This is a genomic window from Dactylosporangium sp. CA-052675, from assembly GCF_050947935.1.
In the GTDB taxonomy this organism is placed as follows: domain Bacteria; phylum Actinomycetota; class Actinomycetes; order Mycobacteriales; family Micromonosporaceae; genus Dactylosporangium.
In genome coordinates this window covers 6,959,306-6,982,400 of sequence record NZ_CP192010.1, presented here as the reverse complement: position 1 = coordinate 6,982,400, position 23,095 = coordinate 6,959,306, and the positions used below count along the sequence as shown (strand labels likewise).

At 75.1% G+C, this 23,095-nt stretch carries 23 protein-coding genes; 8 read left to right on the top strand and 15 right to left on the bottom strand.

Translation table 11 applies throughout. The features are described 5' to 3' along the window. Positions 1 to 205 precede the first annotated feature (205 nt). Entirely contained in the window at positions 206 to 1,108 is a 903-nt protein-coding gene (locus tag ACQP1P_RS31150) for a phosphotransferase family protein (protein ID WP_433076220.1), read from the top strand. Here ACQP1P_RS31150 and ACQP1P_RS31145 read toward each other — a convergent pair. The 3 genes from ACQP1P_RS31145 to ACQP1P_RS31135 form a co-directional block, all read right to left on the bottom strand. Further along, positions 1,105 to 2,325, bottom strand: a complete 1,221-nt coding sequence (locus tag ACQP1P_RS31145; RefSeq protein ID WP_433076218.1) for a DUF1501 domain-containing protein — start codon at positions 2,323 to 2,325, stop codon at positions 1,105 to 1,107. The two genes, ACQP1P_RS31150 and ACQP1P_RS31145, sit on opposite strands and share 4 nt — an antisense overlap. Before the next feature lie 12 nt (positions 2,326 to 2,337). Beyond that, positions 2,338 to 3,765, bottom strand: a complete 1,428-nt coding sequence (locus ACQP1P_RS31140; RefSeq protein ID WP_433076216.1) for a DUF1800 domain-containing protein — start codon at positions 3,763 to 3,765, stop codon at positions 2,338 to 2,340. Positions 3,766 to 4,077: 312 nt separating this feature from the next. Continuing rightward, a complete protein-coding gene (locus ACQP1P_RS31135; RefSeq protein ID WP_433076214.1) occupies positions 4,078 to 4,932 on the bottom strand; it encodes a LysR family transcriptional regulator in 855 nt (284 codons plus the stop codon). 70 nt (positions 4,933 to 5,002) lie between these two features. On the opposite strand from ACQP1P_RS31135, the gene ACQP1P_RS31130 reads away from it, so the two are divergent. Further along, the gene (locus ACQP1P_RS31130; protein ID WP_433076212.1) at positions 5,003 to 5,875 is read left to right on the top strand and encodes a dihydrodipicolinate synthase family protein; all 873 of its coding nucleotides are present in this window, start codon (positions 5,003 to 5,005) and stop codon (positions 5,873 to 5,875) included. Between the two features lie 651 nt (positions 5,876 to 6,526). On the opposite strand, the gene ACQP1P_RS31125 is transcribed toward ACQP1P_RS31130, so the two are convergent. Both ACQP1P_RS31125 and ACQP1P_RS31120 read right to left on the bottom strand, forming a co-directional pair. Next, positions 6,527 to 6,934 carry a PLD nuclease N-terminal domain-containing protein gene (locus tag ACQP1P_RS31125; RefSeq protein ID WP_433076210.1) on the bottom strand — a complete coding sequence of 136 codons (408 nt, stop codon included), beginning with the start codon at positions 6,932 to 6,934 and terminating at the stop codon, positions 6,527 to 6,529. 62 nt (positions 6,935 to 6,996) lie between these two features. Further along, the gene (locus ACQP1P_RS31120; protein WP_433076208.1) at positions 6,997 to 7,314 is read right to left on the bottom strand and encodes a hypothetical protein; all 318 of its coding nucleotides are present in this window, start codon (positions 7,312 to 7,314) and stop codon (positions 6,997 to 6,999) included. 162 nt (positions 7,315 to 7,476) lie between these two features. Between ACQP1P_RS31120 and ACQP1P_RS31115 the strand changes: the two genes are divergently transcribed. Next, positions 7,477 to 8,082: an MBL fold metallo-hydrolase gene (locus ACQP1P_RS31115; protein WP_433076206.1), complete on the top strand. Its 606-nt coding sequence runs from the start codon at positions 7,477 to 7,479 to the stop codon at positions 8,080 to 8,082. On the opposite strand, the gene ACQP1P_RS31110 is transcribed toward ACQP1P_RS31115, so the two are convergent. After that, a complete protein-coding gene (locus ACQP1P_RS31110; protein ID WP_433076204.1) occupies positions 8,079 to 8,507 on the bottom strand; it encodes a MarR family winged helix-turn-helix transcriptional regulator in 429 nt (142 codons plus the stop codon). The genes ACQP1P_RS31115 and ACQP1P_RS31110 overlap by 4 nt on opposite strands. Positions 8,508 to 8,545: 38 nt before the next feature. Between ACQP1P_RS31110 and ACQP1P_RS31105 the strand changes: the two genes are divergently transcribed. Then, positions 8,546 to 9,784: an FUSC family protein gene (locus tag ACQP1P_RS31105; protein WP_433076202.1), complete on the top strand. Its 1,239-nt coding sequence runs from the start codon at positions 8,546 to 8,548 to the stop codon at positions 9,782 to 9,784. Between the two features lie 7 nt (positions 9,785 to 9,791). On the opposite strand, the gene ACQP1P_RS31100 is transcribed toward ACQP1P_RS31105, so the two are convergent. Continuing rightward, the gene (locus tag ACQP1P_RS31100) at positions 9,792 to 10,997 is read right to left on the bottom strand and encodes an RNA polymerase sigma factor (RefSeq protein WP_433076200.1); all 1,206 of its coding nucleotides are present in this window, start codon (positions 10,995 to 10,997) and stop codon (positions 9,792 to 9,794) included. Beyond that, complete coding sequence (locus ACQP1P_RS31095) at positions 10,994 to 11,329, bottom strand: YciI family protein (protein ID WP_433076198.1); 336 nt, start codon at positions 11,327 to 11,329, stop codon at positions 10,994 to 10,996. Before ACQP1P_RS31095 ends, ACQP1P_RS31100 begins: the two co-directional genes overlap by 4 nt. A gap of 265 nt (positions 11,330 to 11,594) precedes the next feature. On the opposite strand from ACQP1P_RS31095, the gene ACQP1P_RS31090 reads away from it, so the two are divergent. Beyond that, positions 11,595 to 12,413: a hypothetical protein gene (locus ACQP1P_RS31090; RefSeq protein ID WP_433076197.1), complete on the top strand. Its 819-nt coding sequence runs from the start codon at positions 11,595 to 11,597 to the stop codon at positions 12,411 to 12,413. Between the two features lie 14 nt (positions 12,414 to 12,427). Here ACQP1P_RS31090 and ACQP1P_RS31085 read toward each other — a convergent pair whose 3' ends face one another. Beyond that, a complete protein-coding gene (locus tag ACQP1P_RS31085) occupies positions 12,428 to 12,781 on the bottom strand; it encodes a nuclear transport factor 2 family protein (RefSeq protein ID WP_433076195.1) in 354 nt (117 codons plus the stop codon). 28 nt (positions 12,782 to 12,809) lie between these two features. Between ACQP1P_RS31085 and ACQP1P_RS31080 the strand changes: the two genes are divergently transcribed. Then, entirely contained in the window at positions 12,810 to 13,427 is a 618-nt protein-coding gene (locus ACQP1P_RS31080; protein WP_433076193.1) for an L-threonylcarbamoyladenylate synthase, read from the top strand. A 179-nt stretch (positions 13,428 to 13,606) separates the two neighbouring features. Here ACQP1P_RS31080 and ACQP1P_RS31075 read toward each other — a convergent pair whose 3' ends face one another. From ACQP1P_RS31075 to ACQP1P_RS31065, 3 genes are all read right to left on the bottom strand, one after another. Continuing rightward, positions 13,607 to 14,443 carry a hypothetical protein gene (locus tag ACQP1P_RS31075; RefSeq protein WP_433076192.1) on the bottom strand — a complete coding sequence of 279 codons (837 nt, stop codon included), beginning with the start codon at positions 14,441 to 14,443 and terminating at the stop codon, positions 13,607 to 13,609. Between the two features lie 278 nt (positions 14,444 to 14,721). Beyond that, the gene (locus tag ACQP1P_RS31070; protein ID WP_433076190.1) at positions 14,722 to 17,208 is read right to left on the bottom strand and encodes a glycoside hydrolase family 2 protein; all 2,487 of its coding nucleotides are present in this window, start codon (positions 17,206 to 17,208) and stop codon (positions 14,722 to 14,724) included. 80 nt (positions 17,209 to 17,288) lie between these two features. After that, positions 17,289 to 18,344 carry a LacI family DNA-binding transcriptional regulator gene (locus tag ACQP1P_RS31065; RefSeq protein ID WP_433076188.1) on the bottom strand — a complete coding sequence of 352 codons (1,056 nt, stop codon included), beginning with the start codon at positions 18,342 to 18,344 and terminating at the stop codon, positions 17,289 to 17,291. 91 nt (positions 18,345 to 18,435) lie between these two features. Between ACQP1P_RS31065 and ACQP1P_RS31060 the strand changes: the two genes are divergently transcribed. After that, on the top strand, positions 18,436 to 19,485 hold the full coding sequence (locus ACQP1P_RS31060; RefSeq protein ID WP_433076186.1) for a hypothetical protein: 1,050 nt from the start codon (positions 18,436 to 18,438) through the stop codon (positions 19,483 to 19,485). On the opposite strand, the gene ACQP1P_RS31055 is transcribed toward ACQP1P_RS31060, so the two are convergent. Beyond that, positions 19,479 to 20,024: a phosphoribosyltransferase family protein gene (locus ACQP1P_RS31055; protein WP_433076185.1), complete on the bottom strand. Its 546-nt coding sequence runs from the start codon at positions 20,022 to 20,024 to the stop codon at positions 19,479 to 19,481. The genes ACQP1P_RS31060 and ACQP1P_RS31055 overlap by 7 nt on opposite strands. Next, the gene (locus ACQP1P_RS31050; RefSeq protein ID WP_433076183.1) at positions 20,024 to 20,851 is read right to left on the bottom strand and encodes an ATP-grasp domain-containing protein; all 828 of its coding nucleotides are present in this window, start codon (positions 20,849 to 20,851) and stop codon (positions 20,024 to 20,026) included. Before ACQP1P_RS31050 ends, ACQP1P_RS31055 begins: the two co-directional genes overlap by 1 nt. A gap of 171 nt (positions 20,852 to 21,022) precedes the next feature. Between ACQP1P_RS31050 and ACQP1P_RS31045 the strand changes: the two genes are divergently transcribed. Beyond that, positions 21,023 to 22,747: a VanW family protein gene (locus ACQP1P_RS31045; protein WP_433076181.1), complete on the top strand. Its 1,725-nt coding sequence runs from the start codon at positions 21,023 to 21,025 to the stop codon at positions 22,745 to 22,747. Positions 22,748 to 22,872: 125 nt separating this feature from the next. Here ACQP1P_RS31045 and ACQP1P_RS31040 read toward each other — a convergent pair whose 3' ends face one another. Beyond that, positions 22,873 to 23,049, bottom strand: a complete 177-nt coding sequence (locus ACQP1P_RS31040; RefSeq protein ID WP_433076178.1) for a hypothetical protein — start codon at positions 23,047 to 23,049, stop codon at positions 22,873 to 22,875. Positions 23,050 to 23,095 lie beyond the last annotated feature (46 nt).

The following is a 23,095-nucleotide window of genomic DNA, read 5'->3' as shown; positions in this document are numbered from 1 at the left end:
GAATCCCCCAAACGTGCCACAGGTCACATCCTGTCAGCCTGCCCGCGGAGGACATCCGGCCTCACGTGCTCGTATTCACGACCGGCAGTCTCTCGGCGGCCGGTCGCGGGTGGCCGGCGCGCGAACGCGCCGTGTGCGCCACGTGACGGCCCGGCGGACCGGAAATCGGTGTCGCCGGCCGGGAAGGCTCTGCGACGATCGCCGCATGGTGCTGGCATCGGGGGTACGCATCGGCTGGGCCGACCTGCCCGGCGGCGTGCGCGCGGCCGTCGAGGACATCCTCGGCGAGCCGGTCGCGTCGGCCGTCTCGCAGGCGGGCGGGTTCTCGCCCGGCACCGCCGACCGGGTCGTCACCGCGACCGGGCGCCGCTCCTTCGTGAAGGCCGTCGGCGCCGCCCTCAACCCGGACAGCCCCGCCCTGCACCGGGCCGAGGCCGCGGTCGTCGCCCAGCTGCCGCCGGGCCTGCCGACGCCGCCGCTGCTCGGCACGCACGACGACGGCGACTGGGTCGCGCTGGTCTACGCCGACGTCGACGGCCGCCACCCGCACACCCCGTGGCGCGACGACGAGGCCGCGGCGGTCCTGGAGGCGTTGCGGGCACTGGCCGTACCGGTGCGGAACCTTCCGAAGCTGCAGGACGGCACCGTGGAGGACTTCGCCGGGTGGCGCGCCGTCGCCGCCGACCCGCCGGCGACGCTCGACCCGTGGGCGGCCCGGCACCTCGACCTGCTCGCGGAGCTGTCCGAGCGGGGGCACGCGGCCCTGGCCGGCGACGCGCTCGTGCACGGCGACGTGCGCGCCGACAACCTGCTCATCCGCCCCGACGGCACCGTGGTCGTCGTCGACTGGCCGTTCGGCTGCGCCGGCCCGCCCTGGTTCGACGCGCTGGGCCTGGTGCTGAACATCCGGCTGTACGGCGGGCGCATCACCGACGACGTCATCGGCGGCGACCCCGCGGACGTCACCGGGTGCGTGGCGGGCCTGGCCGGCATGTTCGCCGACCGCGCCCGCCGGCCCGACCCGCCCGGCCTGCCCACGCTGCGCAGGTTCCAGCAGGACCAGGCCGACGTGATGCTCACCTGGCTGCGGGAACGCCTCGGCGCCTAACGCGCCGCCACGACGCCGAGCGCGGTGCCGGCCGCCGCGTTCGGGAACACGTCGGCCAGGGAGCCCAGCCCGCACCGCCGCTGCAGGATCTCGCCGATCACCGTGCGGTAGTCGGTCGTCGCGGCCAGGTCGCCGGCCGCCAGCGCCGCCGGGGCGAGCGTCGGCCACGTGCCGTGCACCGTGCCGCCGCGCACGCCGCCGCCGAGCAGCAGCATCGCGTTGCCGCTGCCGTGGTCGACGCCCCGCGAGCCGTTCTCCGCCACCCGCCGCCCGAACTCGCTCAGCGTCACCAGCGTCACCCGCCCGAACGCGGGCCCGAGGTCGGTCGCGAACGCGTCCAGCGCCAGGGCCAGCTCGGTCAGGTGGTCGTACATCCGCTGGCCCTTCACCGGCGCCCCCAGCGCCTCGTGCATGTCCCAGTCGCCGAAGTCCACCGTCGCGGCCATGAGCCCCACGTTCGCCCGCACCAGCCGGGCCACGTCCTTGAGCGCGTTGCCGAGCGCCGTGGCCGGGTAGGTCGCGCCCGGCGTGCCGGCGGGCAGCGCGCCGACGGTGCCGAGGGTCTGCCCGACCGCCCGCGCCGGCCCGGCCAGCAGGTCGGGGGCGCCGTCGTAGAGCTTCGCCAGGGTCCCCATCATCGGGGTCTTGGCGTCCTGGCCGTTGAGCTTGAACCCGTCGACGGTCAGCATGCTCGCCGACGGCGCCGGGCCGGCGAACAGCCGCGCCGGGGCGCTCGTGCCCATCGCCACGCCCGCCATCGGGCTGGAGGCGCCGGCGACGCCGAGCATCCGGTCCAGCCAGCCGGTGCGGATCGAGGTGCCGGCCGCGGCCCGCTCCATGTCCTCCATCGCCTGGAAGTGCGAGCGGGACGGGTTCGGCTGCCCGACGGCGTGCACGGCGCCGAACGTGCCGGCCGCCCACCGCGCCCGCAGCGGCGCGAACGCCGGGTGCAGCCCGAACGTGCCGTCGCCGGCGATGACGGACGCCTTCGGCACCGCGATCGTCGGCCGGGCCCGGTAGTAGTCGGCGTCGCCGATCGGCACGATCGCCGACAGCCCGTCGAAGCCGCCGCGCAGCGACAGCACGACGAGGGTGTCGCCGGTGTACGGGGTGCCCGCGAACGCCAGCCGGGTCGACAGGCCCTCGCCGATCAGCCCGGTGAGCGCCGCGCCGGCCCCGATGGTCAGCACCCCGCGGCGGGAGATGCAGCAGTCCATGGCTCGTGCCCCTTAGCGGTAGAGGTGGTACGGCGAGTCGAGAATCAGGGCGATGAGGTGCGGCAGCCGCCCCGTCGCGGCCGCGTCCGTCGCCTTCAGCGGGGCGCTCGCGGCCTTGCCGAGGAAGCTCAGCAGCGCCGCGCTGTGCGCCGGGGCCAGGGGCTGCCCGACGAGGCGGCCGGCGAGGGCGTCGACGAACGCGCCGTGGGTCGCGGGGAGCTTCGGCACGAGGTACGCCAGCATCGACGCCGGCCGCGCCAGCTGCTTGGGATACCAGCCGGCCGCGATGTTGAGGTGCGCGTTCCAGCGGATCAGCAACCCCGAGGGGGCGGCCCAGGCGGCGGCGACGTCCGGGTACCCGTTCGGCGGCGCCCAGCGCAGCGGCGCGTGGCCCATGTCGCTCAGGTAGGAGTAGAGCCCCCGGACGCCGTCCATGCCGGCCGTCGGGCCGATGCCGAGCACGCGCACCGTCGCGGCCACGTCCTCCAGCGGCGTGCGCACCTTCGCCCCGGTCGCGGCGGCGAACTCCGGCGACGTGAACAGTGCCCGCAGGACCGGCACGATCGCCGTGCGGTTGTCCAGGTACACCCGCGCGAGCCGGGCCACGAGCGTCGCCGGTGCCTCGTCGGCGACGAAGCGCACGCACAGCTTGCGGGCCAGGCGCTCGGCGGTCGCCGGGTGCATCGCCAGCATGTCCGCGTAGGCGAGCGCGGCCGCCTCGCCGCCGCCGGCGGTCGCGTTGTCGTGCCGCCAGCCGAGGATCGTCACCGGCCCGGTCGCGTGCTGGGCGGCGTCGAACCGGTACTGCCCGCCGGCCGGGTCGACGGTCAGCCCGGTGAGCAGGCGGGCCGCGTCCTTCACGTCGGCCTCGGAGTACACCAGCCCGACCGTGTGCAGCTCCAGCAGCTCGCGCGCGTAGTTCTCGTTCGGCCTGGCCTTCGTCGAGGAGCGGTTGTCCAGGTACGACAGCATCGCGGGCGACCGCATCGAGGCCTTGAGCAGGTCCGCGAACCGCCCGAGCGCGTTGGCGCGGATCACGGTGTCGTACTGCGCCCGGCTGTCCCACACCTCGCTCGACGGGCACGTGACGTTGAGGTGGTTCGACCAGAAGTCGACCATGAGCTCGAACAGCTGCCGGTTGCTCCAGGCCGCCCGGGCCACGGCCGCGGTGCCGAGCTGCCGCATGACGTCCCACGCGCCCGACTTCATCGAGCCGGCCTTCACCAGCGCCCGCACGCCCGCGATGTCCTGGCCGATCAGGGTGTACTCCGCCAGCACCGCCTGGCACGCCGAGTCGTCGATGGACGCGGGGTTGAGCTGCCGCTCGAGCCAGGCCGCGGCGCCGAGCTTGCGCAGCTCGGCCTCGGACTCGGCGGTGGGGCCGTAGGTGGCCCGGCGCAGCAGGTGCAGGACCGGGTCGGCGGGGGTGAAGGCGGTCACGGCGTCTTGCTTCGGCACGGCGGGCGTGGCCCTTGACACATGGTCCCGCCCGGCTCCGGCGCCGCACCCGGCCCGCACCCGCATCGGCCGCTGGGTGGCTTCGCGCCGCACCCGCATCGGCCGCTGGGTGGCTTCGCGCCGCACCCGCATCGGCCGCTGGGCGGCTTCGCGCCGCACCCGCATCGGCCGCTGGGCGGCTTCGCGCCGCACCCGCATCGGCCGCTGGGCGGCTTCGCGCCGCACCGGCATCGGCCGCTCGGCGGCTTTGCGCTTCACCCGCTCAGATGCCGGGCGGCTTCGTGCCGTCCTCGCTCAGATGCCGAGCGCCTCCGCGAACGCGGTCACGGCGGGGTGCTGGGCCGCGCCGGCGCGGAAGGCGAGGCGGGTGCGGCGGCGGGTGTCGAGCGGCGTCAGGACCACGCCCGCCGGGACGTCGACGGCGGCGAGCTCCGGCACGAGCGCGACGCCCTGCCCGGCGGCGACGAACGTGAGGACGGTGACGAAGTCGTCGGCGTGGTGGCGTACCCGTGGCGTGAATCCCGCCGCCTCGCAGGCCCGCACGGTCATCGTGTGGCAGAGGGTGCCGCGGCTGGCGAGGATCCACGGCTCGTCGTGGCACTCGGCGAGGGTCCGCGGGCGCTGGGCGGCCACGAAGATCGTCTCGTCGCGCAGGGGGAGGGTGCGCAGCGCCGGGTCCGGCTCGATGGGCACGAGGTCGTAGTCGTGGACCAGGGCCACGTCGAGGGTGCCGTCGCGGAGCAGGTGCGGTACGGCTGCCGGGTCCAGCTCCTGCACACTGAGCTCGAGCGCCGGATGGGCCTCGCCCAGCGCGACCAGGGCCGACGGCAGCAGCGTGCGCATCGCGGTCGGGAACGCGCCGATGCGCAGCGGGCCCGACAGGCCGTCGCGTCCGGCGGCCAGCGCGGCGGTGGCCCGCTCCAGCGCCGCCAGCACCTCCTCGGCGTGCGCGACGAGGGTCCGCCCGGCCGGGGTGAGCGCGACCCGCCGCCCGCTACGCTCGAGCAGCGCGACGCCGGCCTCCCGCTCCAACGCGGCGAGCTGCTGCGACACGGCCGAGGGCGTGTACGTGTGCGCGGCGGCCACGGCGGCGATCGTCCCGTGCTGCGCCAGATCCCGCAGCAGCCGCAGCCGCCGGACGTCGAGCATCACCAGATCTTACGCTCGACGGTGCGAACGTGAACTGGTTCTGACGCTTCCCCTGTCCGACGCTGAACGCATGACGCTGCGCGGAATCTTCGTCCCCTTGATCACGCCGTTCACCGACGCCGGGCCGGTCGACGAGTCGTCGTTGCGCAAGGTCGCCGAATCGGTACTGTCGGCCGGCGCCGCCGGTCTCGTGGCGCTCGGCACCACCGGCGAGCCGGCGACCCTGACACCGGCGGAGCGCGCGACGGTCGTCGCGACGTGCCGCGACTTCGGCGTCCCGCTGCTGGTCGGCGTCGGCGGGAACTCGACGGCGGCCTGCGCGGCCGAGGTGGCGGCGCTGCCGGCGGGCACCGTGGCGATGGTGGTGGTCCCGCCGTACACCCGCCCGGGCGAGGCCGGCGTGATCGCCCACTTCCGGGCGGTCGCCGCGAGTGCGCGGGTGCCGATCGTGGTCTATCACGTCCCGTACCGGACCGGTCAGCCGCTGTCGACGGCCGCCCTGCTGGAGATCGCCGCGATGCCGGGCGTGGCGGGCATCAAGCTCTCCGACGGCGCCGTCTCGGCCGCCACGGTGGCCCTGCTCGCGGCGGCCCCGCCGGACTTCGCGGTGCTCGGCGGCGACGACGCGGTGATCGCCCCGCTGCTGGCCCTGGGCGCGCACGGCGGCATTCTGGCGTCGGCGCACGTGGCGACCGCGGGGTACGCCGCACTGCACACCGCGTGGCGCGACGGCGACGTGGCGACGGCCCGGGCGCTCGGCGGGCGGCTGGCGGCCTTGTCGGAGGCGTTGTTCGCGGAGCCCAACCCGGCGGTGATCAAGGCGGTCCTGCACGCCCGGGGCCAGATCGCGTCGCCGGCCGTGCGCCTGCCGTTGCTGCCGGCTTCGGCGGCGGCGCGTGATCGGGCGCTGGAGTTGCTGGGCCGCATCGAGCCCACGCTGTAGCGTCACCCCGCCCGGCTTGCCGGCGGCCGGTCGAGCGCGATTCGCGGCGCTGGCTTCCGTCTCGGGCGGTTCGGCCGTTCGCTCGTCGAGCAGCCCGCCGACTCGCTCTGCGGCGCCGACCCGCTCGACCGCGTAGGCCCCAAGACCTCGCCGGGAGCCTGCCCTTGCTCGCCGGCTTCGGCGGTGGCGGGTGGTTGGAGCGCGAGTCGCGGCGTTGGTGGCCGCCCCGACGAGTGACCGGCCAGCCCGATCCGCAGCCGACCGCCTCGACCACATGGAGCCGGTGCCCGTTCCGCGCGATCCCACGACGACCGCGGCGCAGTTCCAGTGGCGTAGTTCCAGCCGCGCGCCGCCCGGTCCTTGTCGCGCGGCCGCAAGAAGCCCGCCGGCCGCGTCCTCGCCGCCCGCCCTGCGCGGCGAGGGCCGAAGCCGCGCGCCGCGAGCAAGTGGCCGCGCGTCGAAGGTCACCGCGCAACCCCAGACCCGAACCAGCACCCGGAAAACGCCGCCGAGCTCAGCAAGTCGAGGCAGGACCGCCCGCGTCAGGCAACACACTGGTCCCGTTGGTGGGTGGCCGTTCCTTCTTATTCACCATACACCATGCGACCTAACCGATCTTGCCTGCGACAGCGCTGTGTAGCCGGGCCGCAACTACTCGGAGTCCTTGGTCTCCCGCCGCCGCAGCTCCTCCTCGCGCCGGCGCAGGTCCGCCTCCCACTTCGAGAACATCTCCTCGTCCGCGCGGCGGGTCTTCGCCAGGTTGCGCAGGAACTCGGGGTCGTCGTCCGGGGCCAATTGCCGCGCCCGCGGGCGGTCGTTCTCCGGGAAGCCGTTGCCGGGCCGCCACTGCGCGCCGGCCCGGGCCGTCGCCGCCTGCTGCGGGCGGCCCGCCACGAACCACGCGATCCAGCCCACCGGCGAGAACAGCAGGATGATGAAGACCCACGCGACCTTCGGCAGGTTGCGCACCAGGTATTCGTCCGTCGACAGGCAGTCGATCAGCGCCCACACGAGCATGACGAGGTCGATGAGGAACAGGAGTCCATAGAGGCGAACCACGCCGGACATCGTGCCGGACGGCCACCCCGCTGTCCGCCCCGTGACCGTTTTGCAATAGAGCCCTACTGCCGGTCAGTCAGGACGATCCGAAAGTAGCCGAGATCGAGCTCGCCCGCGCGGACGCGGGGCAGGTCGGCGAGCGGCGCCAGCAGGGCGTGGCGCGTCGACTCCAGGCGCGGCCTGGAGCCGGACGCGGCGGGCTGCGGGGCGGGTGCCAGCAGCGTCAGGCGGCCGGGGCCGAGCCGGGCGCGCACGTCCGACCAGCGCGAGACCGGGAACGGCAGGCGGCTCAGCACGAGGTCGAAGGGCAGGCCGCGCTCGTCGCGCAGGGGGAAGGCGACCAGGGTGCGATCGCCCGCGAGTGAGGCCAGGGCCAGCATGCGCAGGGCGTCGCGGCGGGGGACGCGCAGCTCGCCGCCGGGGGTGACGACCGCGCCGCGGATGGGGCGGGCGGGGCGCAGGACCCGGTAGGCGTACGACCCGACCTGGACATCGTCCAGCCGTGCGACGCGCAGCCGGGAAGAGGCATAGGGTTTGGACCCATGGTGCGCATCGAACGGCTGGTCACGTCGGGCACGTTCTCGCTCGACGGTGAGACCTTTGACGTCGACAACAACGTCTGGATCGTGGGCGACGACACGGAGGCGATCGTCATCGACGCCGCCCATGACGCCGGGGCCATCGTGGACGCGCTCGGCGGTCGCCGTGCGGTCGCGATCGTGTGCACCCATGGTCATGACGACCACATCGACGCCGCGCCCGAGGTCGCGCTGCGCACGGGCGCGCCGATCCTGCTGCATCCGGACGATCTGCCGCTGTGGCACATGAAGCACCCCGCTCTCGAGCCGAACACGCACCTTACCGACGGCCAGGAGATCACGGTGGCCGGAGTGGCGCTGACGGTACTGCACACCCCCGGCCACAGCCCCGGCGCGGTCTGTCTGCACCTGCCCGACGAGGGTGTGCTCTTCTCCGGCGACACGCTGTTCGAGGGCGGCCCGGGCGCGACCGGCCGATCGTTCTCGGACAAGCCGACGATCCTGCGCTCGATCACCGAGCGGCTCATGACCCTGCCGCCCGAGACCGTCGTGCACACCGGCCACGGCCCCGACACCACGATCGGCGCCGAGCGGGCCAACATCGACTAGTCGGCGATCCGCTCCAGGATCGCCGCCGCGCGCAGCAGGGCGTCCCGCTCCGCCGGGGTCAGGGACGCCACCGCGGACGCCAGCCACTCGTCGCGGACCCGCATGTCCGCGCCCAGTGCCGCCCGCCCGGCCGGGGTGATCGAGAAGACCCGCTGCCGCTTGTCCGCCGGGTTCTCCAGCCGCTCGATGTGGCCGTCCGCCTCCAGATCCGCCAGCACCCGCGTCACGGACTGGGGCTGGAGGCGGTCGGCGGCGGCCAGCGCGCCCGCCGTCAGGGGGCCCTTGCGCGCCAGGTGCCCCAGCATGCTGATCTTCGTCAGGCTCAGCCCGTCGGCGTCGCGCTGCAGCTGCAGCCGGCGCGAGAGCCGCTGCGTGGCCCGCCGCACGGCCCGCGCGACGCTGAGATCGGGGTCCGGATCGCTCATGGTTGCGCTCCAACCTATCGTGCTGCGATATTCAGCAGGTGCGTAATATTCGGCAGGCGCTCGCCGGCTTCGCCCCGGTGCTCGCGACCGTCGTCACGCTCATCCCGCTGACCCATCGGACCGGGATCGTCGTGCTGGGCGCGGCCGTCAGCATGATGGCGGCCCGGTCCGGCCGGGGGCACGGCCCGTGGCGGCTGCTGCTGGTACCGGCCGGCGCCCTCGTCATCGCCGCCTTCGCGGTGCTCTTCCACGCCGCCCACGCCTACGGCGACGCGTTCTTCGTGCTCACCGTGGCCGCCGCGACCGCCGCGCGCGCTCTCGGCCCCGCCGCCGGGCACCTCGGCCGGGCCCTGGTGCTGCCGCTCATCGGCATGCTCATCGCGCCGGTGGACCCGGGCGGCCATCCGTGGCGCACCCTGGCCTGGGCGACCCTCGCGGTGTTCGTGGCCGAGGGGTACGCGCTGATCGGCCGGCGGCTGGGCGGTACCGACGCGCAACCCGAACCGTCGAGCACCGCCCCGGCGCGGATCCACGTGTGGCGGGGCGTGCAGTCCGCGCTCGCCCTGACGCTGGCGTTCACGATCGGCCAGACCGTGTTCGGCGAGCACTGGGCGTGGACGGTGATCAGCGCCCACACCGTCGGCGCGGCCGCCCGCTCCCGCGGCGACGCCCTGCTCCGGGGCGCCCACCGGACGCTGGGCGCGCTCGGCGGCACCCTGGTCGCGACGGTCCTGGCCCTCGCGGTCGGCGATCACCGCTCCGTCGCGGTGGGGCTGCTGCTCGCCGTCCTCGCGGCCGGCTTCTACCTCCGCCAGTTCGGCTACGCGTGGTGGGCCGCGAGCGTCACGGCCGCACTGGCGCTGCTGTACTCGCTCCTCGGCGTCACCGGTACGGCCACGCTGCCACTGCTCGCCGCCCGCCTGCTCGCGGTCGTCGCCGGGGCCCTGTGCGCCGTCCTGCCCGCCGCCCTCGTCGCGCCCGTGCGCACCGGCGCCGTGCTGCGCAAACGCACCGCGGAGTGCCTGCGCGCCATCCGCGACGGCGAGCACGCGACCGCCCTGCGCGGGCTCGCCGCGCTGCGGGAGTCGGCGGCGCCGCTGCTGGCGATCCGCCGCCTCCGCCCCCGGCGGGAGCTGCGCTGGGTGGACGCGCTGAGCGCCCTGGAGCCGGACCTGCGCGCCCTCGCGGCCGGCGACGAGGACCCGGCGGCCCGGCGACGCGTGCGCGAGGTCCTCGCCCCCGTCGCCGAGGACCTCCGCGCCGCCGCCGGGAGGTAGCGGTGGTTCAGGCTCGGGCGTCCTCCGTCCCGGCCCGCTCCAGCAGCGCGTCGCGCTCGGCCGGGCTGTGGGCCAGCGCGGCCGCCGAGCGGAACAGCGAAGCCGCGCGGGCGTGGTCGCCCGTGCGGGACACCAGGTCCGCCTCGGCCGCCACCGCGTGCGGATACCCGTCCAGCCCGCCCCCGGCCCGCGCCTCGGCCAGCAGGGCGAGGCCGGCCGAGGGCCCGTGCGCGTAGCCGTGCGCGACGGCGCGATTGAGGGCGATCACCGCGGTGGGCTGCCGCGCCCACAGCCGGTCGTAGCAGGAGGCGATCCCGGCCCAGTCCGTCGGGCCGTCGGTGGTGTGGAACGCGGCGATGCGGGCCTGCAGCGCGTACGGCCCGTCGCCGATCCCCTCGAGCAGCGCCCGGCCCTCGGCGATCGCGGCGTGGTCCCACCGCGAGCGGTCCTGCTGCTCCAGGGTCAGCAGCCGGCCGTCGGGGGAGCGGCGGGCGTCGCGGCGCGAGTGCTGGAACAGGAACAGGGCCAGCAGGCCGCCGATCTCGCCGGAGAGCTCCGGGGCGGGCAGCAGGGCGCGCAGGAGCCGGGCCAGCCGGATGGCCTCGTCGGCGAAGGCCGGGGAGCCGTCGGCGTTGTAGCCGTTGGTGAACAGCACGTACAGCACGCCGAGGACCCCGGGCAGGCGCTCGGTCAGGGCCGGGCCCTCCGGGACGCGGTACGGGATGCCGGCCTGGGCGATCTTCGTCTTGGCGCGGGTGAGGCGGCGGGTCATCGTCGCCTCGGTGACGAGGAAGGCGCGGGCGATGTCGGCCGTGGGCACGCCGCAGATGGTGCGCAGGGTGAGCGCGACCCGGGCCTCCAGGGGCAGGGCCGGGTGGCAGCAGGTGAACACGAGCCGGAGGCGGTCGTCGGGGAAGGCGCCGGCGTCACCCGGCTCGGGTGAGCCGAGGACGGCCAGGTCCTGCAGCTTGGTGCGCTCCACCTTGGCCCGGCGCAGCACGTCGATGGCCCGGTTGCGGGCCGTGGTCATGAGCCAGGCCGCCGGGTTGTCGGGCACGCCCGACGACGGCCACCGCTGCAGCGCGGTCGCCAGGGCCTCCTGGGCGCAGTCCTCGGCCAAGTCCCAGTCTCCCGTCATGCGGATGAGCGCACCCACGATGCGCGGGTGCGCCTCGGCCGCCGCCGCGGCGACGGCCGAGGCGACCCTCGTCACTGCTCGAAGTCGGCGAAGGGGCGGATCTCGATGCGTCCGCCGCGGGCCATCGGGTGCGTGCGGGCCATCATGATCGCCTCGTCGAGGTCGGCGCACTCGATCAGGTCGAAGCCGACGATGACCTCCTTCGTCTCCGTGAACGGGCCGTCGGTGACGAGCAGTTCCCGGTTGCGCACCCGGACCGTGGTCGCGGCGGCCGGCGGGGCGAGCACCGCGCCCTGCTTGCGCCGGCCCGCCTCGTCGTTCTCCCGCACCCACACGTCGATGTCGGGCTCGTCCGACTTGTCGGTGTCGGGCTCCGGGTCGCTGCAGACGAACATCATGTACTGCATCAGGGCTGTTCCTTTCGTTCGATGCCCGGATGACGAACGGGCGGAGGCGATCCGGACAGCTGTGACCGAGAAAATGTCCGGGCGCCGGTCACGATACTGAGCGGGGCCGCGAGGTGGGCGCTGGGTGATCGTCTCGCTGCGAAGGGTAGAACAACCAAGGTCAGGGGCATGAATCCGAGCCGAACAGCCGGGTGGTTCGGCCGTTCCGGGGCAGGCGCGGCCCGTTTTCCCCGACTAGGCTGTGGACCTTGTGTCGATGGTTTGCGTGACGTGCGGTGCCCCCGGGCACGACACCAACGGTCGATACCTCTGCATCCGGCACGGCGGGGTGCCCTCGGCGGAGTTCGTGGCCGCGCTCGTCGGCGAGGGGGAGGGCGCCGCCCGGTGGCCCGACCGGCTCCCGGACGGGATGGAGTGGCCCGACCCCGCCGGGGAGACCGCGGCGCGGGTCCCGGAGCAGTCGCGGACCGAGCCGGCCGACCCGCTCGCCCTCGCGGAGATGAGCGAGGACGACGACGAGGTCATCGAGGACCGGGCGCCGGTCGGGCTGCGGGCCTTCACGTGGCTCTTCCTCACCGTCACGGCCGTGCACATCGTGCTGCTCGTGGTCGACGTGCTCGTCCTGCGCCGCGAGGACGCGGTGCTGCGGGACTACGCCGCCGCCGAGCACACCCTGCAGTCGCCGGCCTCCCAGGCCGTCTTCGCGCTCGTGAACCGGGTCGGCTCGGCGGTCAGCATGGCGCTGTGGGTGACGCTGCTGATGTTCGCCGTCTGGTTCGGCGTCGTCGGGCGGGTCGCCGACCGGCTCGGGCGGGACCGGCGCACGGTGCTGCGGCACTGGACGTACCTCGGCTGGCGCCTGGCCCTCATCCCGCTCGTGGTGTATCTCTTCGCCGACGCCGCCCGCGACGAGCCCCGCCCGGCCGAGCGGCTCGCGTTCGTGGAGGAGGCCCTGGCCGTCAACCACACCGCGATCATGTTCGTGTCGCTGCGCATCGTGATGCTGGCGATGCTGGCCGGGTTCGTCGTGGTGGTGTGGCGCCGGCTCAACCCGCCGGCCCGCGACGACGACCTGCCGTTCTAGGCCCGGCCCCGCCGTTACGGCTGCTCCATCCACCACTCGGTGAACTCGCGGCACTGGCCCACGGTGTCGAGGCGGAGCAGCCACAGATTGCTGTACGTCCTGTCGCCGTACCGCGTGATCCCCTGCACGATGCTCAGCTCCGGCGAGACCGTCACCGGGAACCAGGTGAAGTCCCACTCGCCCCGCGCGTCGCGGTGCTCCAGCCACGCGGCCACGATCGCGTCCCGGCCCCGCCACGGCTCGGCGTACGGCGCCGGGTAGTACGCCGCGTCCTCGGCGAAGAGCGCCCCGATCTCGGCGGGCTCGTTGCTGCCCCACGCCCGCAGGTACCCCTCGACCCAGCCGGTCACGGCCTCCAGATCCGTCATGCGCTATTCCTACACGTACGCTGAAGCCGTGGCGAGGTACTTCGACGTGCATCCGGACAACCCCCAGCCGCGGCTGCTCCAGCAGATCGTGGGGCTGCTGCGCGACGACGGCCTGATCGCCTACCCGACCGACTCCTGCTACGCGCTGGGCTGCCAGCTCGGCTCGCACCCCGGCCTCGCCCGCATCCGGGACATCCGCCGGCTCGACGACCGGCACCATTTCACCCTCGTGTGCCGCGACTTCGCCCAGCTCGGCCAGTTCGTGCAGGTCTCCAACTCGGTGTTCCGGCTGGTCAAGGCGGTCACCCCGGGCAGCTACACGTTCATCCTGCCGGCCAGCCCCGAGGTGCCGCGGCGGCTGCTGCACCCGAAGAAGCGCACCGTCGGCGTGCGCATCCCGCAGCACACGGTCACCCAGGCGCTGCTGGCCGAGCTCGGCGAGCCGCTGCTGTCCAGCACCCTGCTGCTGCCCGGCCAGGACGAGCCGATGACCCAGGGCTGGGAGATCAAGGAGACCCTCGACCACCAGCTCGACGCGGTCATCGACGGCGAGTGCGGCACCGAGCCGACCACGGTCGTGGACCTCTCCGGGGACGAGCCGGAGATCCTGCGCGTCGGGGCCGGCGACCCCTCCCGCTTCGAGTAGGGAACCCGCCGCAAGACGGCCACGGCGGCGACCGTCCGCCCGCCCAGCACGGGGAGGTACCGGGTGCCGAGCCGGTGCCGCGTCTGCGCGACCGCGACGGCCGCGGGGGTCCGGGGTGGCGGGGCCGGGGCCGAGGGCGGCGGGGACGGTACCGGGGCCGGGCGGCGTGGGCGTCGGGATCAGGCCGCGGGTGGAGGGGTCGCGGGCGGGGCGTGGACCGGGCACGTCGCCGCGTCCGACGAGGTGAGCGGGCCGAGGTCGGCGAGCTTCTCGACCTTCGTGCCGGTGATGCGGAACAGGGCGCTGGTCATGGGGGCGCGGCCCGTGCCCGCCCCGGCGCCGGGGCCGGCGTTGCGGTTGAACACGGCCGCGATCGAGCCGTCGGCGAGGACCGCGACGCCGCCGTACGCGGAACTGGGCGGCAGGTCCGGCACCCGCTCGGTGTCCACGGCGGAGACGCCGGTGGCCGCGTCCCAGCGCAGCCGCACCACGCGGGCCACGTCGTCGATCGCCACGACCGTGACCAGCTCGCCGGTGCGCGGGTCGGTGGCCCAGTCGCCGGCGTAGGGCAGCTTCGGCAGCGCGTGCGACGCGAGCGCCGCCGGGGCCGCGGGGCCGAGGCGCAGCGGGCGGAGGCGGTCGCCGGTGCTCACCAGGAGCCGGCCCCGGGCGTCGATCGCGGCGCCGTACGCCGTCGCGAGGTCCGCGTGGCCCGGGGCGGGGCCGAGGTCGGTGACGGCCCCGGCGGGGCTGACCCGGACCAGGTGCGGGGCCTGGGGGAGGCGCCGGCCGTCCAGCTCCGTCGCGAGGCCCGCGAGGGTGCCGTCGCTCGTGCAGGCGATGGCGTTGAGGGCGTACCGCAGCGGCGTTCTGGTCTGTCGTCCGTCGAAGCCGACCGAGTGCAGGGTCGCGCCCGTCGCACCCGGTGCCTGCTCGACCCAGACCAGCCCGGGCGGCAGCGTCGCCACCGGCGCCGGCGTCGGCAGCAGTGCCAGAACGGCCGCGAAACGCAGCATGGTGACCCCCGTGGTCGATTTGCGGCTTTTGCGCGTTGTCACTGTACCGGAGCGCGACGACGCCGCCGTGGCGCGCCAACGGTCCTCGGCGGCGCGGCCGGCACCCCGGCGCCGTCGGCGCACTGGCTGCGCACGGGCCACCCGACCGGCCCGCGGTCCTCGCCCCTGGCCCACCCGCACCTGGTGGGCTCGATCCCGTCCGCCTGACGCGCCCGGCCGCGGCGCGGCGGTCGCGGGGGCGCCGCGCCGCGGTCAGCGCCGACGCCGGGCCGGGCGGGTCACGGGTTGACGAGGTCGTTCGCGGTGCGCAGGACCGGGGGCGCCGCCCAGACGGACGCGTCGGGCAGCGCCGCCGCGGCGATGCCGCGGACCCGCAGGACCGTGGACTCGCCCGGCAGCAGGGTCACCAGCGCGCCGTCGACCGTCGCGGCCGGGGCCACGCGGTCCGGGAACACGGTCAGGTCGCGCACCAGGGTCCGGGCGGTGATGTGCAGGTCGACGCCGTCCGGTGCCGGGACCGGGCGCACGTCCACCGCCGCCCGCGGGTAGGACAGGTCCACGTCCTCGGCGAAGCACCACAGGGCGCGCGCACCGTCGGCGTCGGCGAGCAGCAGCTCCGCGGCCGGGGACTCCGGCGTGGTCAGCTCGGCGGGCAGCACCACCGTCGTCGCGCCGCCGCCCGGCACCGCCACGGGCACCGTGCGCGTCGCGTGCCCGGTGCCGTCGAAGGCGAGCCGGCGCACCGACACGGTGGTGCGCCAGGGGTTCGGGCCGTCGTTCACCGCGACGATCGCCACGCCGCCGTCGCGCGGCTGGAGGGTGAGGAAGCGTTCGGCGTACACCCGGCGCAGGGCGAACCAGAGGGGCTTGCGCCGGCCGTCGCCGTCGATCGCCGACCAGGACGTGACCGGCCAGTTGTCGTTGAGCTGCCACATGACGGTGCCGGTGCACAGGGGCTTCAGCGAGCGGAAGTGCTCGATGCCGAACGCGATCGCGCGGGCCTGGTTGAGCTGCGTCGCCCAGTGCCAGTCGTCGAACGCGCCCGGCGCCGGGAAGTGGCCCTCCAGGCCGCGGGCGAGCTTCTCGTTGCCGCCCGCCGCCTTCTGGTGGTGCGCGACGCCGGGGGAGTGCGGGGTCAGCGGGTCGTCGCAGACCGCGCGGCGCAGGGTCGCGAACGCCGGCGGGGCCTGGAAGCCGAACTCGGCCACGAACCGGGGGCGGTAGGTCGCGTAGTGGCGGTAGTCGTGCGTGTTCCACACGTCCCAGATGTGCGTGGTGCCGTGGGCGGGGTCGTTCGGGTGCCGCCGCGGGTCGCCGGAGTAGGGGCTGCCCGGCCAGTACGGCCGCGTGGGGTCGAGCTCGCGCACGATCTGCGGCAGCACGCGCAGGTAGTAGCCCTCGCCCCAGGTGCGCCCCTCGAGCTCGTCCGGCCAGCCCCAGTCGTGGTAGCCCCAGATGTTCTCGTTGTTGCCGACCCACATGACCAGGCTCGGGTGCGGCATCAGGCGGACGACCTGCTCGCGCGCCTCGGCCGCGACCTGCGAGCCGAGCGGCTCCTCCTCGGGGTAGGCCGCGCAGGCGAAGGGGAAGTCCTGCCCGACGAGCACGCCGAGGGAGTCGGCGAGGTCGTAGAAGTCCTCGCTCTCGTACCGCCCCCCGCCCCACACCCGCAGGTAGTTCACGCCCGCCTCGACGGCCTGGCCGATGCGCTCGGCGTAGCGGGCGCGCTCGACCCGGGTCACGAACGCGTCGTCGGGGATCCAGTTGACGCCGCGCACGAACACCGGCTCGCCGTTGACGCGCAGCACGAACCGGGAGCCGTCGGCGTCGGCCGCGGTGTCGAGCTCGACGGTGCGGAAGCCGATCCGCCGCGTCCACGTGTCGAGGACGTCGTCCGCGCCCAGGGTCTCCGCGCCCAGGGTCTCCGCGCGCAGGGCCTCCGCGCGGGTCTCCGCGCGCAGGGTCTCCGCGCGCAAAGTCACGGCCAGCTCGTACAGATGCGGCTCGCCGAGGCCGCGCGGCCACCACAGCCGCGCGTCGGGCACGTCGAGGACCACGCGGGCCGACGACCCGTCCACGGTGACGGTGGACTCGACGCCGTCGCAGGTGGCCGTCACCGTCAGCGGCCGGTCGTCGACCCGCTCCAGGTCCACGAGGACCTCGACGCGCCCGGGCGTGACCACCGGGCGCACCCGGGCCAGCCGCGCGGTCGACCACGCGTGCAGCCCGATCGGCTGCCAGATCCCCGCCGTGACGACGGTCGGGCCCCAGTCCCAGCCGAAGTTGCACGCCATCTTGCGGATGTACTGAAACGGTTCAGGGTAGGCGTTCGGCCGCGGCCCGAGGGTGTCGCGGACGTGCTGCGCGTAGGCGTAGGCCGAGTCGAACCGCACGTCGAGGGTGTTGCCGGACGGCCGGACGAGCCCGGTGACGTCGAAGCGGTAGCCCCGGTGCTGGTTCGCGGTGCGCCCGACCTCGACGCCGTTGAGCGTGACGGTCGCGACCGTGTCGAGGCCGTCGGCGACGAGGTCCAGGCGGTCGGCCGTCTCCGGCGCGTCGAAGACCAGCGAGTAGACCCAGGGCGTGCGGCCGATCCAGTGCAGGCGCTCCTCGTTGTCGTCCAGGAGCGGGTCCGGGATCGCGCCCGCCGCGAGCAGGTCGGTGTGCACGCATCCGGGCACGGTCGCGGGGAAGGGCCCCCCGACCGGTGCCTCGGCGGCGGCGCGGACCGTCCAGCCGGTGTGGAGCGGACGCAGGAGGGCCATGTTCAAGCTCCCGACTGAACCGGATAAGGTATTGTTCCCGAACCCTAGGTCGGCGTTGTGAGCGGTGTCAACTGAAGCGCTTAGCGGGGCTGGGGCGGCCGCGTGGAGTCCCGGGCGGTCAGCGTGCCCGGGGGCAGGGTCAGCCGCGTCGGCCCGCCGCCGCCGATGGCCGTCAGCAGGGCGCGCGCCGCCAGCTCGGCCTGCAGCGCGGGCACCTGCACCACCGCGGTGATCTCGGGGACGGTGATCTGGCACAGGTCCGAGTCGTCCCAGGCGACCACGGAGAAGTCCCCGGGCACCGAGAGCCCCATCTCGTGCGCGACCTTGAGCGAGGCGGCGGCCATGACGTCGTTGTCGAAGACGAGCGCGGTCGGCGGCTCGGCCAGGCTCAGCAGCTCGCGGGTCGCCCGCATGCCGTCGGCGGCGCCGTAGTTGGTGTGGACGCGGCGGTACTCGATGTCGCCGGCCGCCGCCACCGCGGCCGCGTAGGCCGCGTCGCGCTGGACGGTGTGCAGCAGCTCGCGGGGGCCGGCGACGCGGGAGATCGTGCGGTGCCGCAGCGCCCGCAGGTAGTTCACGATGCCCTGGGCGGTGCCGGTGGTGTCGGCGTCGACGCAGCTGAGGCCGGTCAGGTCGAGCCCGTCGACGCTCGCGTCGCCGCCCCCGATGACCGCCGCGGGCAGCCCGATCTCGCGCAGCGCGGCGGGGCGCGGGTCGGCGTGGCGCAGGTCGGTCAGGATGACGCCGTCGACGTGGCGGCCCGCGTACCACCGGCGGTACACGTCGATCGTCCCGGCGAAGTCGTCGACCAGATGCAGCACGAGGGCCACGTCGTTGCGGTTGAGCTCCGCCTCGACGCCGCTGAGCATCTGGGTCAGGAACGAGTCGACGACCATGACCCGCGGCGGGCGGACCAGCACCATGCCGACGGCGTTGGCCTTGGCCGTGCCCAGCGAGCGGGCGGCGATGTTCGGCGCCCAGCCGAGCTCGCGGGCCGCGGCCAGCACCCGGGCCCGGGTCTGCTCGGAGACGCCGGGCCGGCCGTTGAGCGCGTAGGAGACGGCCGCCTCCGACACGCCGGCGTGCTCCGCGACCTGCCGGATCGTGACCCGTCCCTGCTCACCGGATGCTGTCATTGATCGGCACCCTACACGCCGCGGGGCCCTCCACTCGGTCGCCGCGCAACCGTCGGGGTGGGGTTCGGGCGGCGTTGCTATCCTGCGCGCCATGATCGCGGAGGACGCCGACGGGGAGCTGCGCCGGCTCGCGCGGGACCCGGCGTTCCGCCACCGTGACGCGGCTCGGCGAGGGATTCGGTTCCGGGCCGGCGGCGCCGTGGGCGATCTCGTGGCCATCGCCGACGACCCGCACCCGTGCGCGCTGGTCGAGACCGTGTTCGCGCTGGCCGGGGCCGAGCGGCCGTGGCTCAACTGGGTGCCGATGCCGTCCGAGGCCGTCTGTCTCGCCGCGAACCAGCTCGTCGCCCGGCGGGTGCGCGGGGAGGAGGTGCGGGCGGACGCGTTCGTGCAGGCCGTGGCCGAGCCGCCCACGGCGCTCGTCGCGGCCCGGCGGGTTCTCGGGCCCGTCGCGGTGCGCACGGCCGCGTTTCCCGCGCCCGACATCCGGGTGCCGCTGCGGCGGCCGGCGCGGTTCGCGATCTGGCGGTACGACGGCGTGCATCCGGTGCCCGCCGTCGCGGCGCCGTCGGCGAGGGCGGTCGCGGCGCTGCACGAGATCGGCGAGGAGACGTGGCCGTCGGTGCTCTCCGGCTACCTGCGGGCCGAGCCGCTCGGGGCGCTGCCGCTCGAGGAGCTGCTGGGGTTGCTCGCGCACCTGCCCGACCCGCCGTCCACGCCCCGGTGGGCGCGTCTGGCGCGCTCGACGCCGACGTACTGGTACCGCCTCCTGGGCCCCTGGGTCTGCCTCGGGCTGCTGCACCACGCCCCCGGCGAGCCCTGGCCGTCCTCGGTGCGCCGGCAGGTCCTGCTCGACCTCGCCTTCGGGGTCGAGGACTGGTCCGCCGACGCCGCCCTCTTCGCGCTCGTCGCGCTCGCCTACCGCGAGCCGGCGCGGCGGCGGGAGGTGCGGGATCTCGTGCGGGCCCGGCTCGACGCCGCCGTCGGGGCCGGCCGGGTGGTGACCATCGAGGAGTCCCTGGCGCACCTCATGCTCGTGACCCCGGGCTGCACCGCGTCCGACCACGCGAAGGCGCGCGCGGTCCTGGCCCGCCACGGCGTCCCGGCGCCCAGACGGCGACGGTGGCCGTGGGGTCAATAGAGCTCGTCCGCGGTCAGCAGGGAGCGCACGCCCAGGTGTGAGCGGATCTCGGCGCGCTCCGCCAGGTCGTCGACCACGCAGGCCATCCCCAGCCAGGTCGCGCCGATCTCGTCGACCATCGAGCGGATGGCCAGGGCCTGCCCGCCGCTCTCGATCCAGTCGTCCACGCACAGGACGCGGTCGGGCGGGCGGAGCAGGGCGCGGCGGAAGCTCAGCACCGCGCCGCCCTCGTGGTAGTCGCCGGGCAGGCGGCGGTGCGTGTAGAACGCGGAGTGCAGCGCCACGCGATCGTTCTTGCGCACCTCGACCAGCCCGACGCCGAGGTGGGCGGCGACGAGCGCGCCGAGCAGCGTGCCGCGCGAGGCGGGGCCGAGGACCACGGTTGGCTCCCCGGGCACCAGGGCCGCTACGGCCGGCGGCAGCTGCCGCAGGACCGCCGGATCGCGCCACCACTCGGTGATGTCCGCGAAGGCCACGTCGGGGCCGCCGCGCCAGTGGAACCCGACGCGCAGCCGGGTCACGAGGTCGGGACCTCGCACTACGCTCCCAGCGCCGGGGCGGGCTGCCAGCGCCAGCGCGGGTCGCAGTCGGGATCGTTGGCCGCGAGCACGGCGCGCAGGACGCCGTCGGGGTCGCAGCTGTACAGCCCCGAGCTCCACACGTTGTTCACCTCGAGCACCGCGAACTGGCCGGACTCGGTGCGCCCGACGTCGATGACCGCGGTCGGCGGCACGTCCTGCGCGGGCAGGTCGGCGAGCATGAGCGCGACGAACGCGGCCGCCTCGTCGTGCCAGGAGGCGCGGTGCATGCGCAGCGACGGGCTCCACTCCTCGCCCTCGACGAGGTACGGCGACCACGCCACCGGCTGCCGCCCGATGGTGAACACCCGGTACTCCGAGGCGAGGTCGAGCCAGTGGTCCATGATGATCAGCGTGCTGTCGGCCGGGAGCCGGGCCGTGCGCAGCCGGTTGCGCAGGTCGTCGGCGTTGCGGACCCAGGCCGCGGAGAACGCCGGGTGCTTCTCGTCGGCGAGCTTGGCCACGGCCGGGCGCGGCCCGACGAAGTCCGGCGCCTCGCCGACGCTGATGAGCCGGATGTCGCGCCCGGTCACGTCCTTGGGCAGCGCGGCGAACCACGTCGGGGACGCGCCGGACAGGCACACGTCGGCGCCGCCCGCGATGAGCGTCGTGAGGTAGCCGCCCGCCGCCCGCCACGCCACCCCGTCGGCGGAGTGCAGCCCGTGGACCCCGGCCGGGTCGCCCGGCAGCTGCGCCACCGGCAGCCCGATGCGCTCGGCGGCATGCGTCAGCGCCGCGCTCGCCTCAGGTGAGCGCACCCGCATTGCCAGGGTCCGGAACTGCCGCACCCCCACATCCTGCCAGCGAGCCTCGTCAGTGTCGTTGGCGGAGGCCACAGACGGCACAGCCGGGCCGGCTTCGGCACGGACATGCTCACGCAGGGCCGCCGGGGTGACACTTTCGGGGACATCAAGGTCGACCTTTCGTAAGAACGGTATAAATCGGGCACGGTGGTCGGTATGGCTACCGAGCTCCGGGCGCGGCCCGTGGTCCCGCCGCTGGCCCGTCGCCGGCGCACCGTGCGGCGCCGCCGGCTGGTGATCGCCGTCACGCTGCTCGTCGTCGTGCCCGGCCTGGTCACGCTGCGGACGTACGCCCACGACGTCGACCGGGGCGTCCGCGTGCTCGGCGTCGACCTCGGCGGCCGCTCCCGCGCCGAGGCCCGCCAGGCGCTCGAGGCCGGGGTCGCCGGCCGCCTGCGCCTGCCGGTCGCGGTCAAGGTCGGCACTGAGCCGGCGGTGGTGGACCCGGCCGCGGTCGGCCTGACCCTCGACGTGCCCGCGACCGTCGACCGCGCGATGGAGGCCACGCCCGCGCCCTTCGGCGGGGTGGACGTCGAGCCGGTCGTGCACGTCGACGCCGGCCGCCTGTTCGCCGCGCTCATGGACCACCTCGGCCCGCAGGGCGACGCGCCGGTCATGCCCGCCGTGCGCTTCGACGGTCTGCGCCCGGTTCCGGTCTACCCCGAGCAGGGCCGCGGCCTCGACCGCCTCGGCGCCGCCCGGCTGGCCGAGTCCGGCTGGCTGCGCCGCCCGGTGCTGGAGTTCCCGGTGGTGGACCTGGTGCCGCACGACACCCGCGCCGACGTGGACCGGCTCGTGCGCGAGCTGGCCACCCCGGCCGTCGCCGCGCCGCTGGTGCTGGCCACGCCGCGGGGGGAGGTGACGGTGCCGGCGGCCGGCATCGCGTCCGCCCTGCGCCTCGAGTCCGGCCCGGACGGCGTGATCGTGCCCGCGCTCGACACCGCCGCGCTGCGCAGGTCGGCCGCGGCGGCCTTCGCGCGGGTCGAGATCCCCGCGACCGACGCCCGCTTCGAGGTCTCCGGCGGCCGGCCGGTCATCCGCGCGGAGTCCGACGGCAGCCAGGTCGATCTCGCCGCGCCCCGGCTGCTGGACGCGCTGCGCTCGACGGCCACGCCGCGACGGGTGGAGGTGCCGCTGGTGCCGTCGCATGCCGCTACGACTGCCGCGTCGCTCGCGACCCTGGGCGTCTCGGCGCCGGTGGGCACGTTCACGACGCACTTCGAGCCGGGCCAGCCGCGCGTGGTGAACATCCGCACGATGGCCGAGGCGCTGCGCGGGACGCTCATCAGGCCGGGGGAGACGTTCAGCCTGAACCAGCGGGTCGGCGAGCGCACGCACGCCAAGGGCTACGTGGACGCCCCCGGCATCGAGGACGGCAAGATCAAGAACAGTGCGGGCGGCGGCGTCTCGCAGGTCGCGACGACCCTGTTCAACGCCGCGTACCTGGCCGGCCTGGAGGACGTCGAGCACCACCCGCACAGCTACTACTTCGACCGGTACCCGGCCGTGATCGAGGCGACCGTGGTCTTCCCGTCGCTGGACCTGCGGGTGCGCAACGACGGCCCGAGCGGCATCCTCATCGACACCGCGACGAGCGAGGACTCGGTCACGGTGACGCTGTACGGGACCAAGCGCTACGACATCACCACCGTCTACGGTCCCCGCACGAAGCCGGTGGCGCCGAAGACCGTGTACCTGCAGGAGGCCGACTGCAACCCCACCGCGGGCGAGCCGGGCTTCACGCAGGAGGCGTTCCGGGTCTTCAGCCGCGACGGCAAGGAGCTGCGCCGGGAGCGCTTCGCGTGGCGCTACGACGCCGAGCCGCACTTCATCTGCGGCGCGGCGCCGGCGCCGTCGTCGTCCCCGAACGCCCCGGCCTGACCCGGCCTGACCCGGCCTGACCACGGCCTGACCCGCCCGCCGGGCGCGTTGCCGCATGCGTCGGGCGGCGGCGCCCGGGCGGGTGGGTGCGTGGCGAGATGCCGGACTCGCCCGTCGTGGCGCGGCTACCAGCCGGTGCCGATCTGCACCGGGCTCTGGCCGCTCACCGTGCGCATCGACTCGCCCGGGAACAGCCACAGGTCGTTGTTCGTCTTGCGCGCCACGACGTCCGGGTTGCCGTCCTTGTCCCAGTCGGCCAGGCCCGCGAAGGTGTACCCGGCCCAGCCCGTCCCGATCGTCACCGGCGCCTCGCTCGACACGCCGCGGGTCGAGGTGCCCGGGAAGAGC

Excerpts from the sequence above, each read along its gene's own strand:
- ACQP1P_RS31150 (WP_433076220.1), top strand. The coding sequence starts at position 206 with ATGGTGCTGGCATCGGGGGTACGCATCGGCTGGGCCGACCTGCCCGGC.
- ACQP1P_RS31145 (WP_433076218.1), bottom strand. The coding sequence starts at position 2,325 with ATGGACTGCTGCATCTCCCGCCGCGGGGTGCTGACCATCGGGGCCGGC.
- ACQP1P_RS31135 (WP_433076214.1), bottom strand. The coding sequence starts at position 4,932 with ATGCTCGACGTCCGGCGGCTGCGGCTGCTGCGGGATCTGGCGCAGCAC.
- ACQP1P_RS31130 (WP_433076212.1), top strand. The coding sequence starts at position 5,003 with ATGACGCTGCGCGGAATCTTCGTCCCCTTGATCACGCCGTTCACCGAC.
- ACQP1P_RS31120 (WP_433076208.1), bottom strand. The coding sequence starts at position 7,314 with ATGCTGGCCCTGGCCTCACTCGCGGGCGATCGCACCCTGGTCGCCTTC.
- ACQP1P_RS31115 (WP_433076206.1), top strand. The coding sequence starts at position 7,477 with ATGGTGCGCATCGAACGGCTGGTCACGTCGGGCACGTTCTCGCTCGAC.
- ACQP1P_RS31110 (WP_433076204.1), bottom strand. The coding sequence starts at position 8,507 with ATGAGCGATCCGGACCCCGATCTCAGCGTCGCGCGGGCCGTGCGGCGG.
- ACQP1P_RS31095 (WP_433076198.1), bottom strand. The coding sequence starts at position 11,329 with ATGCAGTACATGATGTTCGTCTGCAGCGACCCGGAGCCCGACACCGAC.
- ACQP1P_RS31085 (WP_433076195.1), bottom strand. The coding sequence starts at position 12,781 with ATGACGGATCTGGAGGCCGTGACCGGCTGGGTCGAGGGGTACCTGCGG.
- ACQP1P_RS31075 (WP_433076192.1), bottom strand. The coding sequence starts at position 14,443 with ATGCTGCGTTTCGCGGCCGTTCTGGCACTGCTGCCGACGCCGGCGCCG.
- ACQP1P_RS31070 (WP_433076190.1), bottom strand. The coding sequence starts at position 17,208 with ATGGCCCTCCTGCGTCCGCTCCACACCGGCTGGACGGTCCGCGCCGCC.
- ACQP1P_RS31065 (WP_433076188.1), bottom strand. The coding sequence starts at position 18,344 with ATGACAGCATCCGGTGAGCAGGGACGGGTCACGATCCGGCAGGTCGCG.
- ACQP1P_RS31060 (WP_433076186.1), top strand. The coding sequence starts at position 18,436 with ATGATCGCGGAGGACGCCGACGGGGAGCTGCGCCGGCTCGCGCGGGAC.
- ACQP1P_RS31045 (WP_433076181.1), top strand. The coding sequence starts at position 21,023 with ATGGCTACCGAGCTCCGGGCGCGGCCCGTGGTCCCGCCGCTGGCCCGT.